The organism is Acutalibacter sp. 1XD8-36, from assembly GCF_009917525.1.
GTDB lineage: Bacteria > Bacillota > Clostridia > Oscillospirales > Acutalibacteraceae > Acutalibacter.
Genome location: NZ_QZDU01000008.1, coordinates 133,309 through 149,847 on the forward strand (window position 1 = coordinate 133,309; position 16,539 = coordinate 149,847).

General features: G+C 57.1%; 16 protein-coding genes and 1 other RNA gene. 6 read left to right on the top strand and 11 right to left on the bottom strand.

Going from position 1 to position 16,539, the window contains the following annotated elements; genetic code table 11:
• Positions 1-57 precede the first annotated feature (57 nt).
• The 4 genes from D5270_RS12725 to D5270_RS12740 all read right to left on the bottom strand — a co-directional run bounded on the left by D5270_RS12725 (position 58) and on the right by D5270_RS12740 (position 6,459).
• Positions 58-3,264 carry a hypothetical protein gene (locus D5270_RS12725; protein WP_166544455.1) on the bottom strand — a complete coding sequence of 1,069 codons (3,207 nt, stop codon included), beginning with the start codon at positions 3,262-3,264 and terminating at the stop codon, positions 58-60.
• Positions 3,264-4,040: a 23S rRNA (guanosine(2251)-2'-O)-methyltransferase RlmB gene (gene rlmB, locus D5270_RS12730; protein ID WP_243150357.1), complete on the bottom strand. Its 777-nt coding sequence runs from the start codon at positions 4,038-4,040 to the stop codon at positions 3,264-3,266. The genes D5270_RS12725 and rlmB overlap by 1 nt, the downstream gene beginning before the upstream one ends.
• 139 nt (positions 4,041-4,179) lie before the next feature.
• A complete protein-coding gene (locus D5270_RS12735) occupies positions 4,180-5,181 on the bottom strand; it encodes a stage V sporulation protein AD (RefSeq protein ID WP_166544456.1) in 1,002 nt (333 codons plus the stop codon).
• Positions 5,182-5,235: 54 nt separating this feature from the next.
• Positions 5,236-6,459: a glycosyltransferase family 39 protein gene (locus tag D5270_RS12740; protein WP_166544457.1), complete on the bottom strand. Its 1,224-nt coding sequence runs from the start codon at positions 6,457-6,459 to the stop codon at positions 5,236-5,238.
• Positions 6,460-6,605: 146 nt separating this feature from the next.
• Between D5270_RS12740 and ffs the strand changes: the two genes are divergently transcribed.
• From ffs to D5270_RS12770, 6 genes are all read left to right on the top strand, one after another.
• An RNA gene (gene ffs, locus D5270_RS12745) (signal recognition particle sRNA small type) lies at positions 6,606-6,703 on the top strand.
• Positions 6,704-6,743: 40 nt separating this feature from the next.
• Positions 6,744-8,393, top strand: coding sequence for a DNA polymerase III subunit gamma/tau (dnaX, locus tag D5270_RS12750; RefSeq protein ID WP_166544458.1), 1,650 nt, complete (start codon positions 6,744-6,746; stop codon positions 8,391-8,393).
• Between the two features lie 78 nt (positions 8,394-8,471).
• Positions 8,472-8,822: a YbaB/EbfC family nucleoid-associated protein gene (locus D5270_RS12755; protein WP_166544459.1), complete on the top strand. Its 351-nt coding sequence runs from the start codon at positions 8,472-8,474 to the stop codon at positions 8,820-8,822.
• Positions 8,822-9,421, top strand: coding sequence for a recombination mediator RecR (recR, locus tag D5270_RS12760; RefSeq protein WP_166544460.1), 600 nt, complete (start codon positions 8,822-8,824; stop codon positions 9,419-9,421). Before D5270_RS12755 ends, recR begins: the two co-directional genes overlap by 1 nt.
• Before the next feature lie 86 nt (positions 9,422-9,507).
• Complete coding sequence (gene smpB, locus D5270_RS12765) at positions 9,508-9,975, top strand: SsrA-binding protein SmpB (RefSeq protein WP_166544461.1); 468 nt, start codon at positions 9,508-9,510, stop codon at positions 9,973-9,975.
• A 175-nt stretch (positions 9,976-10,150) separates the two neighbouring features.
• Positions 10,151-10,900, top strand: a complete 750-nt coding sequence (locus D5270_RS12770) for a LytR/AlgR family response regulator transcription factor (RefSeq protein WP_166544462.1) — start codon at positions 10,151-10,153, stop codon at positions 10,898-10,900.
• Between the two features lie 70 nt (positions 10,901-10,970).
• Here the strand turns inward: D5270_RS12770 and pepF are convergent, their stop codons facing one another.
• From pepF to D5270_RS12805, 7 genes are all read right to left on the bottom strand, one after another.
• Entirely contained in the window at positions 10,971-12,767 is a 1,797-nt protein-coding gene (pepF, locus tag D5270_RS12775) for an oligoendopeptidase F (protein WP_166544463.1), read from the bottom strand.
• A gap of 13 nt (positions 12,768-12,780) precedes the next feature.
• A complete protein-coding gene (locus D5270_RS12780) occupies positions 12,781-13,236 on the bottom strand; it encodes a low molecular weight protein-tyrosine-phosphatase (RefSeq protein WP_166544464.1) in 456 nt (151 codons plus the stop codon).
• Positions 13,237-13,397: 161 nt separating this feature from the next.
• Positions 13,398-14,597 (bottom strand): integrase DNA-binding domain-containing protein, encoded by a 1,200-nt coding sequence (locus D5270_RS12785; protein ID WP_166544465.1) that lies wholly within the window; start codon positions 14,595-14,597, stop codon positions 13,398-13,400.
• A 120-nt stretch (positions 14,598-14,717) separates the two neighbouring features.
• Positions 14,718-14,924: an excisionase gene (locus D5270_RS12790; protein ID WP_166544466.1), complete on the bottom strand. Its 207-nt coding sequence runs from the start codon at positions 14,922-14,924 to the stop codon at positions 14,718-14,720.
• Between the two features lie 89 nt (positions 14,925-15,013).
• Complete coding sequence (locus D5270_RS12795) at positions 15,014-15,250, bottom strand: helix-turn-helix domain-containing protein (RefSeq protein WP_166544467.1); 237 nt, start codon at positions 15,248-15,250, stop codon at positions 15,014-15,016.
• 5 nt (positions 15,251-15,255) lie between these two features.
• A complete protein-coding gene (locus D5270_RS12800; RefSeq protein ID WP_166544468.1) occupies positions 15,256-15,681 on the bottom strand; it encodes an RNA polymerase sigma factor in 426 nt (141 codons plus the stop codon).
• Between the two features lie 423 nt (positions 15,682-16,104).
• Entirely contained in the window at positions 16,105-16,332 is a 228-nt protein-coding gene (locus D5270_RS12805; RefSeq protein ID WP_166544469.1) for a hypothetical protein, read from the bottom strand.
• Positions 16,333-16,539 lie beyond the last annotated feature (207 nt).

The window sequence follows — 16,539 nt, forward strand, 5'->3', positions numbered from 1 at the left end:
GTATACACAAAAAAGCGCCTGGTTTCAGGCGCTTTTCTTTCAACAATATTCACTCAACTATCCGCGGAACTTCGGCAGCACCAGCAGCACCCCTGTCCAGAACAGCTGGAACAGGAACAGCAGCAGTGCCGACACCCGGCGTATCTCGCCAAAGCAGGCCATAAACGCCACCAGCACAAACCCAAGTATCACCGCCGCCGACTGTATCGCCACCAGCATGCCGGTAGTCCGTTTCTGCTCCACGCACGCCGCCACTATGCTCATCATAGACTCCATGCGCCCCTTGGTCGCCGCCACAGCGTCCGCCCGGGGAGGCTCAGCCGTTAATAGCTGCCGCGCCGTGTCCCCCAGCTGCCCGTCCAGTATGCCCACGCTTGCCGGGTCCACCCCAAAGAGCTTGGACACCATTGTCACGGTCACATTGGGGTCTGTAGTGCGTACAAGGACGCTTATCCCGCTGTCCTCCATGCGCTGGAGCTCGTTCTTCTTCCTCCTGTCCGCCGAGTAGGACAGCACCAGCATGGCTACGACTTCAGCGTCCAGGGCAAGGTACAGTATATCCTTACCGCCAGAGATATGCTGCACCTCCAGCTCCCTTGCCGGGGTCTCCAGCCTATGGGTCATCAGAAGGTTCCTATTGCCGATATAGATGGTCCGTCCGTCCACCCGGCCGACTAAGCCGAGCCCGGACTCGTAGCTGTACCGCTCCACCTCAGGCAGCGCGTCCTCAACATCGTTCATCACCTGCTCGAACACACCCAGGAGCGGCCCTCCGGCCTCACGCACCAGGGCCGTGGCGCATATAATTGCGTCCTCAGCCATCACCGGGTTGCCCAACTGCTTTATGCCGGATATCACCACCGTGCCTGTGGGGAACAGCTCCCCTGCGTCGGCTATCACCGCATTCACATCCCCGAAGGTCTCAACGGCCTTATGGCCCACAAGCATGCCTCCGGCCCGCCGGGCGGTCTTGCACAGGTTGCTCACCGGCAGGTTTACCGTCAGCATATTCCCCGCCGCAACACATGCGCAGCAGGCCGCAGCCAGGGCGCTTATGGACATTGGCACGTCCTTGGTTATCAGCAGGCAGGCGATGCAAAGCACCAGCGAGGATACGAGCCCCAGAGGGGCCAGCAGCTGTGACGAGGTCTCAGATGGGTCCGGAGCATAAGACAGGTCCAAAAACCGCTTCAAAAAGCCCGCCTTGCACTGGTAGGCCACCAGCGGCTTCTCAGCTACGCAGTCCTTTGTCATTTTAAGGGAGGTATTATAGTCGTCGAAGGTCATCACGGCGTACTTCTGCTCCCTGGAGGTCACAAAGCGGAAGTTGCTGTGTATGCGCCGAAGCATGGTGAGGTTGCCCGCCGCATTCATCAGAAGCAGTGCCGACACCACCGGAGCATATAAATACATCCCGCCCTCCGCAATCTTGGAGCGGAAGAACACAGCAGCCACCGTCTGTACCAGCGCCGCCACCGCCGCCACCGCCACGCCGCTGTCAGCGTTGGCCTTTGCGGCAAACAGGCCCTTAAGCCCCCTGCCGATGGTCTTATAGGAAATACCCACAGACACCACCAGAAGCACCAGGGACAGTATCACATAGGCCAGGGGCCAGGTCGTCCCCTTCGGGGTGAACTGGCTGCGGCAGACCACGCTCACTATAGCCAGAATCACCGTGCACACGGCTGTTATCATCAGGGTCAGGGAGGACTTGCCCATCAGTCCCTTGAGCTCGTTGGAGATGGACCTTGCGTCCTCCGGCCCTGTATAGTCCTCAATGGACTCGTTCAGCTTCTCAGGCGGCAGCTCCGGCTCGGGGGGGAACTCCTCCACTACCTTCCGGGGCTTTATCCTTCTCTTTGGCGCGCCGGACGCTGCGTCCTTGGCCCTTTGCAGGCTCTCCTCCTCAGAGAGCAGGGCGCTCTGAAGCAGGTCGGCGTTTATAATATGGGTTGCAATGCTCCTTGAGCGGTACTGGTATATAGTATCCACATAGGGCACCTGCTGTATAGGCCTCGGAGGCGGCTCTGGAGCCGGTTCCGGCTCAGGCTCAGGCTTCGGGGCCGCGGGCTGTACCGGTATCTCGATAGTCTTCATCTCCTCCGGCGCCGGCGCCGCGGGTACGGGCTGAGGCTGCGGCTCAGGTTGTACATACTCAGCCACCGGCTCGGGCTTCTGCTCATATACCGGCTGCACATACTCGGACACAAACTGAGGCTCTGGCTCATATTCCCGCTCCACGTACTCTATCTCCGGCTCCGGCTCAGCCTCGGGCTCCTGCTCCAGGTACTCCTGGGGCAGGTAGTTCTGCTCCGTATATTCAGCCTCAGGCTCCTGCTGGGGCTCGGGCTCGTACTCCGGCTCCACATACTCTATTTCAGGCTCCTGCTCATACTCAGCCACCGGCTCCTGCTCTGCGTACTCCTCAGGCGGCTCCGGGGCCTCCCTCAGAATGCGCTCTACGGTCTCCTCGCTCACCGGCTGTCCGTCCTGGATCTTCTGTATCTCGATGGTGCTGTTGAGGACGTTAAGCTTTATCTCCATGGTCTGGTCCGTCTGGAGCATGGCCTTCTGCAGGTCCGAGAGCTCCCCGCCCTCGGCGCCAAGCCCGTGCTGGCGGGCATAGGGGTCGGCGGCATATGAGGTCAGGGGCACAGGGGCCACCACGCCGAACTCCTCCTCCACCTGCTGCTCGTCCATACCGGCGCTCTGCACCGCCTTGGCAACCCTCCGGCGGCGCTCCTTCTGCAGGCGCTGGAAGTTCTCCTCAACCTCGTCGTCAATGGCCTTGGAGTCGTCGAACAGGACCTTATAGCCCTCCTCCCCCAGAGGCGGGCCGTCGCTGTCCATGCGGTACTCGTCAATGGGCTTTAGCTGTATGCCGTAATAAATATCTTCCTCATTCTCGTCAAAGTCCGGCACCTTTTTCCGGCCGAAGAACCCCCAGCGCTTCTTCTTTTTCTTCTTACCCTTCTGAGGCTCAGGCTCCTCCTCGAGCACGTACTCCGGGCCCGGGTCCTCAGGGGCGCTGTACTCTCGGGACTCCTGTTCCGGCTCCTGCTCAACATACTCTGCCTCCTGCTGTGGCTCCGGCTCATACTCCCGGTATTCCTCTGAGCCCTCCTCCTGTCCGGCAGCATAGTCCTGATAGTCTTCATAATTCTGCTCCGGTTCGGTGGGCTCACCGGCCTGCCCCCTGGCTTCGCGCTTCTGGCGCTCCTCCTCCAGTATATCCTCAAGGGTAAATCCTAAATCGTCTTTCATTACCTGCTCCTCTCCGTTCTCTGCCTTACAGCCTCATAGCAGAGCACACCTGCCGCCACCGAAGCGTTAAGGGAATTGACCCGCCCCCTGACGGGCAGGGACACCACGCCGTCGCATTTCTCCTTCACAAGGCGGCTGACGCCCTTCCCCTCCGAGCCTATCACCAGGGCCGTGGGCCCTGCAAAATCCGTCTTGTCCCAAGGTGAGCCGTCCATGTCCGCGGCAAAGCACCATATCCCCCGGGATTTTAAGTCCTCTATAAGGCTGCTGAGATTCTGCACCCTTGCGACAGGTATATACTCCACAGCCCCCGCCGAGGCCTTGCTCACAGCATAGGTCAGCCCCACGCTCCGGCGCTTAGGGATTATCACCCCATGGGCCCCGGCACATTCTGCCGAGCGTATTATGGCCCCAAGATTATGGGGGTCCTCAAGGCCGTCGCAGATTATCAAAAGGGGCGGCTCTCCCCTCTCTTCTGCCAGGGACAGCATGTCCTCAAGGCTTGAATACTCTCTTGCCGCCGCCACGGCGACTATCCCCTGGTGGTTAGCCCCGTTGCACATATGGGAGAGCTTCCTCTGGTCGGCCTCTTTAATAGGTATGCCAAGCTGCTTTGCCTTTGCTATGAGCACGGGTATCTGGCCCGCCTGCTGGCCCTTTGAAACGTACAGGCAGTCTATGGCGCGGCCTGAGCGCATGGCCTCAGATACCGGGTTCCTCCCGGCGATTATCCCCGCGCCGTAATCAGCTTCGCGGTTAGGTTCATGGTTATCCAAAACATTGCCCCCTTTTTGGGCATATTATTTAACAGTATACCACAAACCGCCGGAAACCGCAAGCGTATTTTGTTTCCAGTGCATATAATTTATATTATACTTTTATTATATAGGGATATGTAGCGGGAAATGCTCCCGCTCAGACCGCCAGGTGTACTATATGGCACACCCCTGGGATAGCCTCGCCCTGCTGCTGGCTGGTGGTTGACATGAGCGCTCCGGTGGCGCAGAAGAGGATGGACCGAAGCTCTCCCCGCTCCATCCGGTTCAACAAATGCCCGCATAAGACGCTTGCCGAACAGCCGCAGCCAGAGCCGCCTGCATGCACGTCCTGCTTCTCCCTGTCAAACAGCATGAGCCCACAGTCGTTGTGCACACTTGAAATGTCCAGCCCGTTGTCTCTGAGCATGTCAAGCAGGAGCGTGCTGCCCACCTGCCCCAGGTCCCCGGTGAAAATACCGTCGTAGTCGCTAGGTCTAGTGCCTGTGTCCTCAAGAAAGCGGCAAATGCTGTCTGCGGCGGCAGGGGCCATTGCCGCGCCCATATTTGCCGGGTCCTTCACCCCCAAATCCACCACCTTACCAGCCAGGCCGTGGAGGAGCCTCACCCTGCCCCTATGCCCCACTATGGCGCAGCCTGAGGCCGTCGCCGTCCACTGGGCGGTGGGGGTACGCTGGGCGCCGTACTCCAGCGGCGTGCGGAACTGCCGCTCTGCTGAGCAAAAATGCGAGCTGGTAACCGCCGCGGCCCTATCAGCCGCCCCGCTGTCCACCATTATCCCGGCCATTAAAAGTGTCTGGGCCATAGTGGAGCAGGCCCCGTACTGGCCCAAAAAGGGTATCTGGTATTCCAGAAGCCCGAAGGTTGAGGAAATGCACTGGTTTAAAAGGTCCCCTGCAAATATCATCTGTATGTCCCCAGCGGCGCACCCGGCGTTCCCAAGGGCCACGCTCACGGCCTCCTTTTGCAGCTGGGCCTCGGCCTTCTCCCAGCTGTCCGTCTGCAGGCGGGTATCGTCGAAGGTCTGGTGGAAGTCGGCAGCCAATGGCCCCTGGGACTCCTTCCTGCCGCCTACGGCTCCATGGCCCAAAATGCTTGGCGGCGCGGTGAATTCGAGGGTCTGTGCTCCTATGCGTTTCATAAGCTCCTCCCGGTGGTTTTTGATGGTAGTCTGTGCGGAAGGGGCAGAAATATTCTACATGACCTGCGCGCCGGTTAAGTAGGCGTAAAAATATATCCCCAGCAGCACCGCTTCTGCCGTATATACCGCCTGCCGGAGCTTTGGCCTGTCTTTAACCAGCACAGCTCCTAAGATAAACAGCGGGAAGCACACACTGAGATACCTCCCTGCGCTCAGCAGCCAGGAGAGGGAATAGTTGGCCACTAGGCAGCAGAAGGCGTAAGCCAGCATACTGGGCGGGATTTTTTTGTTGCGCACCGAAACAGCTATTATAGTGAAAAATACTGCGAATAATAACAGCTCCGGCAGCCAGACAGCGAAGCCGTTTGAGGTAGTGAGGTTGTCTATGAAATAGTTCCAAAGGTAGCGCAGGACCTTCGACACCCACATCCCCCCCTGGTACCAGTGGGCCTGGTGCACTCTAAAGGCAAAGGGGTCTTGGTCCACATACCAGTTGAGGAGCAGATAGCCAAGCGCTCCCAGCAGGGGCATGGCTATTGCCGGCAGCTGCTTTATAAACCTCAAGGGCTTCTCAAGGGGCCGCACCTCTGAGATAAGCTCAACTACAGCCGGGACTATCACCAGTATCCCGGTCATGCGGGTCAGGGCGGCTAAGGCCCCGAAAATCCCATATAATATCCAGCGGCGCTGCATGGCATAGCAGCAGGCGGCAGAGGTTGTCAGCAGGAAAAGGCCCTCGGTCATAATAGTGCCGTAAAAGAAGGAGAAGGGGTAGAGCGAGAGCAGTATTATGGAATCCCGGGCTGTGTCCCGGCCCAGGCGCTGGGCGGCAATGCGGTAGACGTTGCAGCAGCCCAGGGCGTAGCTGAATATGGAGACTGCAAGGCCGGCAATGATAGTGTTCGGCACTATCAGGCGCACTATGCGTGAGACCCAGACATAGAGGGGATAGAACACCAGGAACAGATGCCTGCCATCCTCAATATAGCCGGTATACCCCTTTTCAATAAGGTTTATATAGTGCCTGCCGTCCCAGCGGGTAAAGCTGTCCGGTATAACATCAAGGCCCCTGTCCCCGCTGGAGAGCATGGAGCATAGGAACATAATTAAGAGCATGAACAGCCTGAAAAGCACCGCAAAGCAAAATACCTTCAGGAGCTCCTGCCTGTTACAAACTGCCGCTGTACTGTTTTCAGCACTCTCCGGCACAAGGCAGCGGGCGGCGACGAGCACAAAGAGGGCGAGTATCGGCAGGGTCAGCAGGATATCTATAAGCATGGGCGGCACTCCCTTTTTAACACAATATATATGTATTGTACTATAATTTTAAGGAGTTTTCAAGCCTCAGCAGAAATTAGTTGCAAATCACGAAAATATGTGCTATAATATCTCAGTAAGTCAACGTAGAGTTGGGATATGTGAGCGGACAGGTCTGCGCGGCGGGATGCCGTGAACCATGTCAGGCGGGGAACCGAGCAGCATTAAGCGGATGTTTCCGGGCGATGCAGGTCGCCTGTCCGCTCGCATATCCCGGCTTTTGTTTTATGTGAGGTGGGTTTCAAATGTATAAGGTCCTATACCGCAAATACCGTCCCAGGGTCTTTGCCGACGTGGTGGGCCAGCCACAGGTGACCGTCACCCTTAAAAATGAGCTCACCCGGGGCCGCATCTCCCACGCCTACCTTTTCACCGGCTCCCGGGGCACCGGCAAGACCACCTGCGCCAGGATTCTCTCAAGGGCAGTAAACTGCCTGAATCCTGTGGTCGGCGACCCCTGCGGGGAGTGCGAGGTCTGTAAGGGCCTTGAGGAGGGCTCCATGCTGGATGTGGTGGAGATAGACGCCGCCAGCAACAACGGCGTTGAGAGCGTGCGCTCCATTGTGGAGGAGTCGGTCTTCACTCCTGCCAACACAAAATACCGGGTGTATATTATCGACGAGGTCCATATGCTGTCAAACGCTGCCTTTAACGCCCTGTTAAAGACTCTGGAGGAGCCCCCGGCACATGTGATATTTATTTTAGCTACCACCGAAGTACACAAACTCATGCCCACTATACTCTCCCGTTGCCAGCGATTCGACTTCCACAGGATAGCCCCCGAGCCAATGGCTGAGCGCTTAGGGCAGGTGGCTGAGCTGGAAGGAGCTGAGCTGGAGCCTGACGCGGCGCTGCTTATTGCCAGGGTCTCGGACGGAGCCCTGAGGGACGCGCTGTCATTGCTGGACCAGTGCCTGGGCCGGGAGCGGCATATTACCCTTGATATTGTGTGTGATACGGCGGGGCTAGCCTCCCGGGAGTATCTGGGGCAGCTGGCCGAGGCGGTTGCCGCCCGGGACTCTGCGGCGGCGCTGGAGATAATCGACCGGCTTCACAGGGACTCAAAGGACCTCTCAAGGCTCTGTGTGGAACTGGCTGAGTATTTCCGGGGGCTCATGCTCTGTAAGATAATGAAGGACCCCGGGGCGCTGCTCCAGTCTGTGGGCGAGGAGCGTCGGGAGCTTCAGAGGCTCTCAGGCTCCATGGGGCTTGGTACGGTGCTTCACAGCCTGGATGTACTGGAGGGCACGCTTAACAAGCTGCGCCTTGGGAATCAGCGCACCCAGTTTGAGATGGCTCTGGTAAGGCTGTGCAGCCCACAGCTTGACTCCACGCCTGAATCCCTGGTCAGACGCATTGAGGCGCTGGAAAGCGGAATAGCTTTACAGCCTCCGCGCGAGCCGGTAGTTGTAAAGGGAGCAAGCTTTACAGATACCGGGCCAACAGAACCCATACCGGCAGAGGCCGTGCTGGAGCCGGTACAGGCACCGGAGGAGCCTCCGGCACCTGAGCAAGCCTCCCCTGCTCCACCGGCTAAGAAGCCTACGTCTGACCCGTCCCTCGAGGAGCTGATAGCCAACGCCCAGAGGTTCCCTGCCTGGCCCGATATCCTGCGGCAGCTTGATGCCGGGAGCAAGAGCATGGCTATGTCCTTTGAGGGCAGCAGCGCCTATATTTCCGGGGAATACATGCTTATTGACGCCCCGGAGATAGCCTTTGAGCTGCTGAAGCGGTCGGACCAGCGGGCCAGGCTTCGGGAGGCCATCACCAGAGTTACCGGCAGGCCCTATAAGCTGGGACCCTACAGAAAGCCCCAGGCCAAGGCCCAGGAGGACCCCATGGATGAGCTGGTGCGCCGGGCAAAGGAGTCAGGCGTGCCGGTGGTGGAGGAATAGTGTAAAGTATTTGTACTATACAGTCAAAACAATACAATCGCAAACAAATAAAATTACAAACTGAAAGGACGAGGAAATATGAAAGCCAGACTGCCACAAGGATATCAGACCCCAGGAGCCGCCAATCTGCAGCAGCTAGCGCGGCAGGCCCAGAAAATGCAGGAGCAGATGGAGGCCATAACTGCTGAGCTGGAGGAGAAGGAGTACACCGCCGCCGCAGGCGGGGACGCTGTGCGGGCCACTGTCACCGGGAAGCTGGAGGTCAAGTCCGTTGAGATAAAGCCCGAGGTCATCGATCCTGAGGACGCTGAAATGCTTGGCGACCTGGTGACCGCGGCGGTGAACTCGGCCCTCTCCCAGGCAAGCGCTGAAAAAGAGGAGAAGATGTCCGCTGTCTCCGGCGGCATGGGCATTCCGGGGATGTTCTAATGCCAAACTATATCGTAGCCCCCCTGGACACGCTGGTGGACAAACTGGAATCCCTGCCGGGGATAGGCCATAAGACCGCTCAGCGGCTGGCATACCATATACTGAATATGTCGGAGAAGGACGCCCAGGCCTTTGCGTCCGCCATAACCGACGCCCATGAGAAGATACACTACTGCAGGGACTGCTGCAACTTAACCGACAGTGAGCTCTGCCCTGTTTGCCGCAGCGACAGGCGCGACCGTTCCATTATCTGCGTGGTGGAGGAGCCCAAGGACGTGTTTGCCCTGGAGCGGGCCGGTGAATTCAGCGGGCTCTACCACGTGCTCCACGGCACTATCTCCCCCCTGGCAGGCGTGGGGCCGGACCAGCTCAGAATAAAGGAGCTGCTGGCACGGATGGACTCTGGAGTACAGGAGGTCATCATGGCTACAAACCCCACAGTCGAGGGCGACGCCACGGCGCTGTATATAGCCCGGCTGATAAGGCCCCTGGGGGTGCGGGTCACAAGGCTTGCCTACGGCATACCCGTTGGCGGTGACCTGGAATACGCGGACAACGTAACCTTGCAGCGGGCCCTTGAAGGACGCCGGGAGCTTTAGACCCGGCCGGTCAAGTCGGCCTTAAACTTGCGGGAGGTTGGGTTGAGCATACCCAAGCCTTTCCAAAAAACGAAGGAGGGACACCCATGCCCGAAAAGCTCAGTACAAAAACTATCGCCCAAAACAAAAAAGCCCACCACGACTATTTTGTAGAGGAAAGCCTGGAGGCCGGCATCGAGCTTGTGGGCACAGAGGTCAAATCCCTGCGCCAGGGCCGGGCCAATCTTAAAGACTCCTGGTGCTCAGTGGTGGACGGCGAAATGGTCCTGAACGGCTGCCATATCAGCGCCTATGAGCACGGAAATATCTTTAACCGGGACCCAATGCGTGTACGGAAGCTCCTGCTACACAAGCGGGAGATAAACCGGCTCTATGGCCTGGTAAAACAGCAGGGCTACTCCCTTATCCCCCTCTCCCTCTATTTTAAAGGGAGTCGGGTAAAGGTACAGGTAGGCCTCTGCAAGGGCAAGAAGCTTTACGACAAGCGGGCTGACATGGCTAAGAGAGACGCCCAGCGGGACATGGAGCGGGCCATGAAGGAGCGCAACCGCTGATAATTCTGTAATTTTTCCAAGACACGGCAAAAACCGTGTCTTTTCTCTTGCAATTTTTTGAATAATACTATATAATAAATATTACAAATATTACAACATTACAATATTACAGTATGCAAATCCGGTCAAAATCAGTTCCCTGAATTTGCAGGGGACTAGGGAGAGGATGTTCAGTATGATAAAAATTGCCATTTGCATCGACGGCCCAGCCCTGCGAAAGCAGGCTGTTGAAATGCTCAACACCTATATCCACCGTCGCAGCGGCGGCCCGGGCCTCACCGCCGCCTTTGAGAGCGTCCCAAAGCTTCTAGAGGCCATGGAAAAGGGAGAGGACTTTGACCTGTACATTTTGGACGAGCTAATTCCCGGGCTCACCGGCGTTGATATGTGTGTGCGCCTGCGGGAGCTTGGCGGCCGCGGCGCCATAATCCGCCTGACCTCCGATGTGGACCGGGCCTCTTTCCGGGACCAGGCCATGGGCTGCCTTATGAAGCCGCTAACAGCAGAGGAGGTATACCGGGAGCTGGACAGGGTGCTGGACTGGATAGCCGGCAGGCAGGAAGACAAGGTGTCCGTAAGCGTGAGAGGTGGCGTGCGGGTCCTTCCATTGAGCGAGCTGCTATATGTTGACCTGCAAAACCGTGTCCTGCACTACCATAACCTTGACGGCAGCATAGCCGCCAGCCTCACCCTTCGCACCTCCTTCCAGAAGGCCGTGGAGCCCCTGCTCTCAGACGGCAGGTTCTTCCGCTGCGGCACCAGCTTTGCCGTAAACCTGCACCACCTGCGCAGCGTGGAGCAGGACAGCCTGCTGCTCGACAACGGCGGCAGGGTGCCCCTGACCCCCGGCATGTCCGGCGAGGCCAAGCGCAGGTGGGCCTCCTACTGGCGGGGCGACCCCATGGCCAGCCCCTCTGCCGGGTGAGGAAAACTACATAAAATGCCCGCCCAGGTTTCTTGCCCGGGCGGGCATTTTCGCGCTATAGGCCTATATTTCAGAGCTCCTCTGTAATGGTGCAAATCTCGTCTATCATGCCGCCGATGGCCTCAATGGTCTCAAGCAATGGCTTATCGGTGGAGATATCCACCCCTGCCATCCGGGCGAGCTCCAAAGGCGTGCCGGTGCTGCCCGCCCTCAGGACCTGCTTCCAGTCCTCAACGGCGGGGGCGCCCTCCCGCTCTATGCGCCTGCAGGCGGCTGTAGCCACGGTCAGGCCGGCGCTGTAGGTGTAGGAGTAGAGCCCCATATAGTAGTGTGGCTGGCGCATCCAGGTGAGCTCCGCCCCCGGGGTGAGCTCCACGGCGTCGCCCCAGAATTTAGATAGGGTCTCCCCCATGATGGCGCTCAGGGTCTCCGCCTGCACGCTGCCCCCGGCGTCCACAAGCTTATAAACCTCCCGCTGATATGCCGCCTCCAGCAGATGGGTGACGAAGTTGTGATAGTAGGTATTCCCCACCATATTGCTCAGCACCCAGCGCCTGAAGCGCTTGTCGTCGCTGGTCTTCAAAAGGTAGTGGGCCATTATCAGCTCGTTCATTGTAGAAGGGGCCTCCACAAAATAGGTGGAGACATTGGTATCAAATATGGACTGCGCGGAATTGCACGCCTTAAAATGCCCGGCGTGGCCCAGCTCGTGTGCCAGAGTAAACACATCGGACATGCCGCCGTGCCAGCTGAACAGGATAAAGGAGTGCCCTCCGTATGGGCTGGCGCAGAAGCCGCCGGTGGACTTGCCCTGGTTCTGGGCGAAGTCCACCCAGCGCTCGGAATAGGCGTCCCGAACCATCTGCACATAGTCCTCCCCCAGTATTGACAGGCCCTTCTCAATATAGTTCCTTGAGTCCTCAATGGTGAGCTCCGGGGCATAGCCCGGGTCCACAGGGAGCTTCAGGTCTGCATAGGTCATTTTGTCCAGGCCGTGGACCTTCTGGATTAGCTTGGCGTACCGGCGCATATGGGGAGCCAGCTTCTCGGTTATCAGGTCAATCTGCCTGTCGTACATCTCCCTTGTCACGTTCTGTCCGAAGAGCAGATAGTCGAACACCGAGTCAAAGCCCCTGAGCTTCGCCATGGTCTTCTCCTTCTGGACCTGGCTCTGGTAGGCCGCGGCAGTGACATTCTGGTACTCCCTAAGCTTTTCAGAGAAGCAACGGAAGGCCTCCCGCCGCACCTCTTTGCGTGGGTCATACTCATACTTGTCCTCAAAAAGTGAGTAGCCCAGGGGGTGCTCCTCCCCTGCCGCGTTAAAGCCGGGGAAGCGCATGTCCGCAAGCTTTGCCATATTATACACGCTATACGGCGTGCCAAAGGTTGGGCTCAGCGCTGCCAGGACCTTCTCTGTCTCGGGCTCAAGCTGGTGGGGCTTCCAGCGCAGGAGCTCTTTTAGATAGCCGCAGTTGGGCCCGCCCTCTGCAATAGCCGATTCAATAACGCTGTCCGGCTGTGCGGTTATCTCGCTGTCTATAAAGCTCAGCCTGCTCCCCAAATTGGCGCAGAGCCTGGACATGGCCTCATCGTCCTCCTGGAGCTTTGAATCGTTATAGTCCACAGACGCAGCCAGATTGCGGTAGCTCGCCGCAAACCACAGTATCTGCTGCCACTCCCTGTAAAGGTCCAGGCAGGCTAAAATATTCTCAGGGGTATTAAGTTTGCCCTTATACTCGCTCTCAATCTTATCAGTAAGGGCGCTCACCCTTTCAACGTCCGACTTTATATCTGCCTCAGTTTTGTACAGTGCGGTAAGGTCCCAGGTAAGCTCCTCCGGGACGTCCTTGCGGGTCAGAAGTTCCATATTTTTGTCTCCTTTAATTTTTTGTTATGCTCTCAAGCAGCCCCCGGCAGCCCTCAGAAATGTCCCGCCAGGCAGCTTCAAAGTCCCTGGTATACCAGGGGTCAGCCACGTCGCCTGGGCGGCCGGTATAGTCCAGCAGGCGGTGCAGCTTCCCCTCAGGGTCCCCGCCGAACAGCCGCTCCATAGAGCGCAGGTTGCTCTGCTCCATGGCGATAAGCAGGTCGTACTCCTGATAGTCGCCCCTCTGAAGCTGCCGGGCTGTCTTTCCCGCCGGGTCTATGCCGTGCTCCAAAAGCTTTCTCCTTGCGGGCGGATAGACCGGGTTGCCGTACTCCTCATTGCTTGTGCCCGCCGAAGCGATATGGAACTCCCCGGAGAGCCCGGACTTTTCTATCATATCCCTCATGACAAACTCAGCCATCGGGCTGCGGCATATATTCCCAAGGCAGACGAATAAGATTTTTGTCATATCCTGAAATCTCTTGAAAGTATTGATATTCCGGGCCTTGCAGGTGTTTTGCGGCATTTTCTTCCGCTCATTCTCTTGGCATATCCCGGCATAAAATAGCACAGCTTTGACCCCGAAAGTAGTAGGAAAGGTAGTAAATCAAGGGGGGTTCTCCCGTTTTACTACTCGCCGCTGGCAACCCGTTTCAGCTCTGCCTGCGCATCCTCAAAGCCCAGGTGGGTATAGGTGTTCAGCGTAACGCTAATATCCGAGTGTCCCATAAGGTATTGCAGCGTCTTGGGGTTCATACCGCTCTTTGCCATGTTGGAACAGAATGTGTGCCTGCAAACGTGAGGGGTGACTTTGGGCATCTGCACCTTGTAGATACTGTTGTACTTCTGGCAGATGTGCTTGAAGTAATGCTCCCAGTGAAGTGCCACCATTGGCTTGCCGTCCTTATCCAAATATAGAAAGCCGCACCTGCCGCCGATCATCGGCTCGGTCTTGGGCTTCGGCCTGTTGGCGATAATGCGCTGGAAGCACTGGTACACATCGTCCGTCATGGGGATTTCCCGCGTTCCGCTGGAGGTTTTCGTGTCCTCAATGATGTACTCCATATTCCGCTTTCGCTGAAGCTGGTGGTTGACGCTGATTTTGCGGTTCTTCATGTCCAGGTCAGCCAGCGTCAGCCCAACAAACTCCGAGATACGAAGTCCGGTCTTGAACAGGATATAAATGCCGTCATAATACCGGGAAAAGTGCTTGTCACCCTTTACAAATTCCAGAAATGCCCGTTCCTGTTTCCTTGTGATCGCTTCCCTTGTCACGCTGTCGTTGACAACGACGGTGGCAAGCTGAAATTCAAACGGATTTTTGCGTATCAAATCATCGTCCACGGCCATCTGAAACGCAGGCCGGACAACGCCGCGAATGGAGTGGATGGAGCTATACCCCCTGCCGTCCTGCTGTAACTTGATGAGCCAGCACTTGGCGTCGGACAGCTTCACCCGGTCAATGCGCTGTCTGCCGAAGTCCTCTTTCTTGATGATATTGAGGACAAAGTTATAGTTGGCCTCGGTGTTGTGCCGGACGCCGGTTTTCTGTGAGAGATACTTTTTCACCAAATCCAGAACGGTCATCTCTCCGCCACGGGGAATAATGGCGTCCTCAATGTCCCGCCGGATTTGCTTCTCCTTTTCCCGCAGGGAAAGGCCGTCCCGCTTGCCCTGGGGCGTGCTGTCTGTGGCCTCCAGTTTCCAACTGTAAACAAACCGGGGCTTGCCTGTGGCGTCAATGTATTTGTACGCATATCGTCCGTCTTTGCGTTGGCTCTCTCCGCTGCGAAGAATGCGGTTTTTGCTGTCACGTCGCTTTTCGCTCACGTCTATGCTCCTTTCTGTGAAAAGAGCCTCGGCACGATATAATCATATTATACCATAGCCGAGGCCCGATTTCCATATCAATCTGAATGTCTTATAGGAACTTTTCGTAAGGTACGGCGCTTAAATCGACGACAGCTTATCCAGAAACTGCTCAAACCGCTGGCGTTTGATTAGAATTTTCACGCCGTTCTGAATGACAAAACCGGCGTCCAGGTTGCTGTTTACCAGCCTGCGCAGTTTCTTTTCGCCGATCCCGAAATAGCGGGAGGCTTCTTCAATGGTGAGGCAAAATTTGTCCTTTACCGAAATGCCGATTTCCTCGGCCATAGTTCACCAGCCTTTCTTTGAAATGCCCAGACCCGCAGGCGGGAGGAACAGGGAAAGGGTAAGCTGCTCCCCCCAGCCGGGGCCGGTTATCAGTTCATGCCGAGAATGGCGCGGATCAGTTTGTTTTCCAGACGGCTTTTCATGTACTCGTCCAAGCAGGCATGGGGACAGCCGCTTTCGTCATAGACCGTCCGGGTACACAGCTTGTTTATGTAACCTTCGTAGTATCGCAAGACTTGCTCTACAGCGTCAGCGTCCCCGGTCTGGGCCGCATCGCTCACCGCCAGCGGAAGCGGTTCACGGCCCTTGTAGTTACGACGCTTCATAGGCGCTAACCTCCTTTCCTCGCTGTCAGTTTCGTTCGCAGGACATTCAGCGATTTTGTTCTGCGCCGCTGGACGGCACTCCGGGACAGCCCCAGGGCTTCGCCGATCTCGCTGTCCGTCAAGTCCAGCACCAGGCGCAAAATCAAAATGCTTTGCTCCTGCTCCGGCAGACCCGCAAAGGCGTCGGCCACCTGTTGGCTCCTGATCGGCAGGTCACAGCCGCAGTACGAAAACACATAGCTATCGCTGGGGTAACTGTCCGCCGAACACAGCTTGTCCATCGCCGTCTGGGGCAACCGCTCCAAGGATGTTTCCCGGCTGGCCCGCCGCTTCATTTCCCGAATGTAGTCGATTGCCTCATGCTTCAATACGGTCTTGCAAAAGGCATCAAACCTGCACCGTTCGCCATAGTCGCGGGGGTTGGTTTCCATCTTCTCACCCCCTTTCGCTGGGGGATGGTGGTGGTACTTTCCCTTTCCGCTAACAGAGCGTTCAGCGGCACAGGTTTTGCGCGCAAAACCGCTTTCCGCAGAGAAAAAAGTGAAGAAAAATTTTCGGGCCGCTGGGAACGACAAAAACCGCCCGGCAGGTCACAGACCCGCCGGGCGAGTTGCACAGTATAATTTACTTTATCTGCACTGTATGGTATAACCTCGTAGCCGCAATTCTCCCAGGCGGGGGACGGGCTTTTTTTGATAACGGCGCTCTCAATTCCTCACGGCGAAATATCCACATAGCGGCTACCTCCCAAAGCCGCCCAGTTCAAAGACGGCGGCACTTTTTACCAAAGTACCGCCGCCATGTGGAACCTATATAAAGCCAATATGGAACCTGTGTGAAACGGGAATTTTTTCTTACTCCCTCGGCGTGACTACAATACCGTCCGCATTATCCGGGTCTTTGAAACTGTAAGTGTAGCCATCTGGCAGGGAAACACTGTCAGAGTTGTCCTCGGCACCCGGCTTTGTTCCGGCGTCAATATCCGTATCATCAATTTCCACGGAGTTCCCCACGTTTGTGTCCTGATCGCTGCCGTCTTTCTGATTGGTACAGCCGGTAAACAGCAAGAAGCAGACCAGCATACACGCCAAAATAGCAGTAATTTTTTCATCACATTTCCCTCTCTTTCAAATGTCCCCGTTTGATTTCCAACACCACATCCGCCTGCTTTGCCACCTCGCCTGAGTGCGTCACGACCACCACGCACTTCCCGAACGCATGGGCGCTCTCTTTCAAAATCGCCGTGATTTCCTCGGCGGTGTCGGCGTCCAGGTTCCCGGTCGGCTCGT

What these genes read in the sequence shown, in the direction of transcription:
- D5270_RS12725 (WP_166544455.1), bottom strand. Translation starts at nt 3,264, where the DNA reads ATGAAAGACGATTTAGGATTTACCCTTGAGGATATACTGGAGGAGGAG.
- D5270_RS12735 (WP_166544456.1), bottom strand. Translation starts at nt 5,181, where the DNA reads ATGAAACGCATAGGAGCACAGACCCTCGAATTCACCGCGCCGCCAAGC.
- D5270_RS12740 (WP_166544457.1), bottom strand. Translation starts at nt 6,459, where the DNA reads ATGCTTATAGATATCCTGCTGACCCTGCCGATACTCGCCCTCTTTGTG.
- dnaX (WP_166544458.1), top strand. Translation starts at nt 6,744, where the DNA reads ATGTATAAGGTCCTATACCGCAAATACCGTCCCAGGGTCTTTGCCGAC.
- D5270_RS12755 (WP_166544459.1), top strand. Translation starts at nt 8,472, where the DNA reads ATGAAAGCCAGACTGCCACAAGGATATCAGACCCCAGGAGCCGCCAAT.
- recR (WP_166544460.1), top strand. Translation starts at nt 8,822, where the DNA reads ATGCCAAACTATATCGTAGCCCCCCTGGACACGCTGGTGGACAAACTG.
- smpB (WP_166544461.1), top strand. Translation starts at nt 9,508, where the DNA reads ATGCCCGAAAAGCTCAGTACAAAAACTATCGCCCAAAACAAAAAAGCC.
- D5270_RS12770 (WP_166544462.1), top strand. Translation starts at nt 10,151, where the DNA reads ATGATAAAAATTGCCATTTGCATCGACGGCCCAGCCCTGCGAAAGCAG.
- pepF (WP_166544463.1), bottom strand. Translation starts at nt 12,767, where the DNA reads ATGGAACTTCTGACCCGCAAGGACGTCCCGGAGGAGCTTACCTGGGAC.
- D5270_RS12780 (WP_166544464.1), bottom strand. Translation starts at nt 13,236, where the DNA reads ATGACAAAAATCTTATTCGTCTGCCTTGGGAATATATGCCGCAGCCCG.
- D5270_RS12790 (WP_166544466.1), bottom strand. Translation starts at nt 14,924, where the DNA reads ATGGCCGAGGAAATCGGCATTTCGGTAAAGGACAAATTTTGCCTCACC.
- D5270_RS12795 (WP_166544467.1), bottom strand. Translation starts at nt 15,250, where the DNA reads ATGAAGCGTCGTAACTACAAGGGCCGTGAACCGCTTCCGCTGGCGGTG.
- D5270_RS12800 (WP_166544468.1), bottom strand. Translation starts at nt 15,681, where the DNA reads ATGGAAACCAACCCCCGCGACTATGGCGAACGGTGCAGGTTTGATGCC.
- D5270_RS12805 (WP_166544469.1), bottom strand. Translation starts at nt 16,332, where the DNA reads ATGCTGGTCTGCTTCTTGCTGTTTACCGGCTGTACCAATCAGAAAGAC.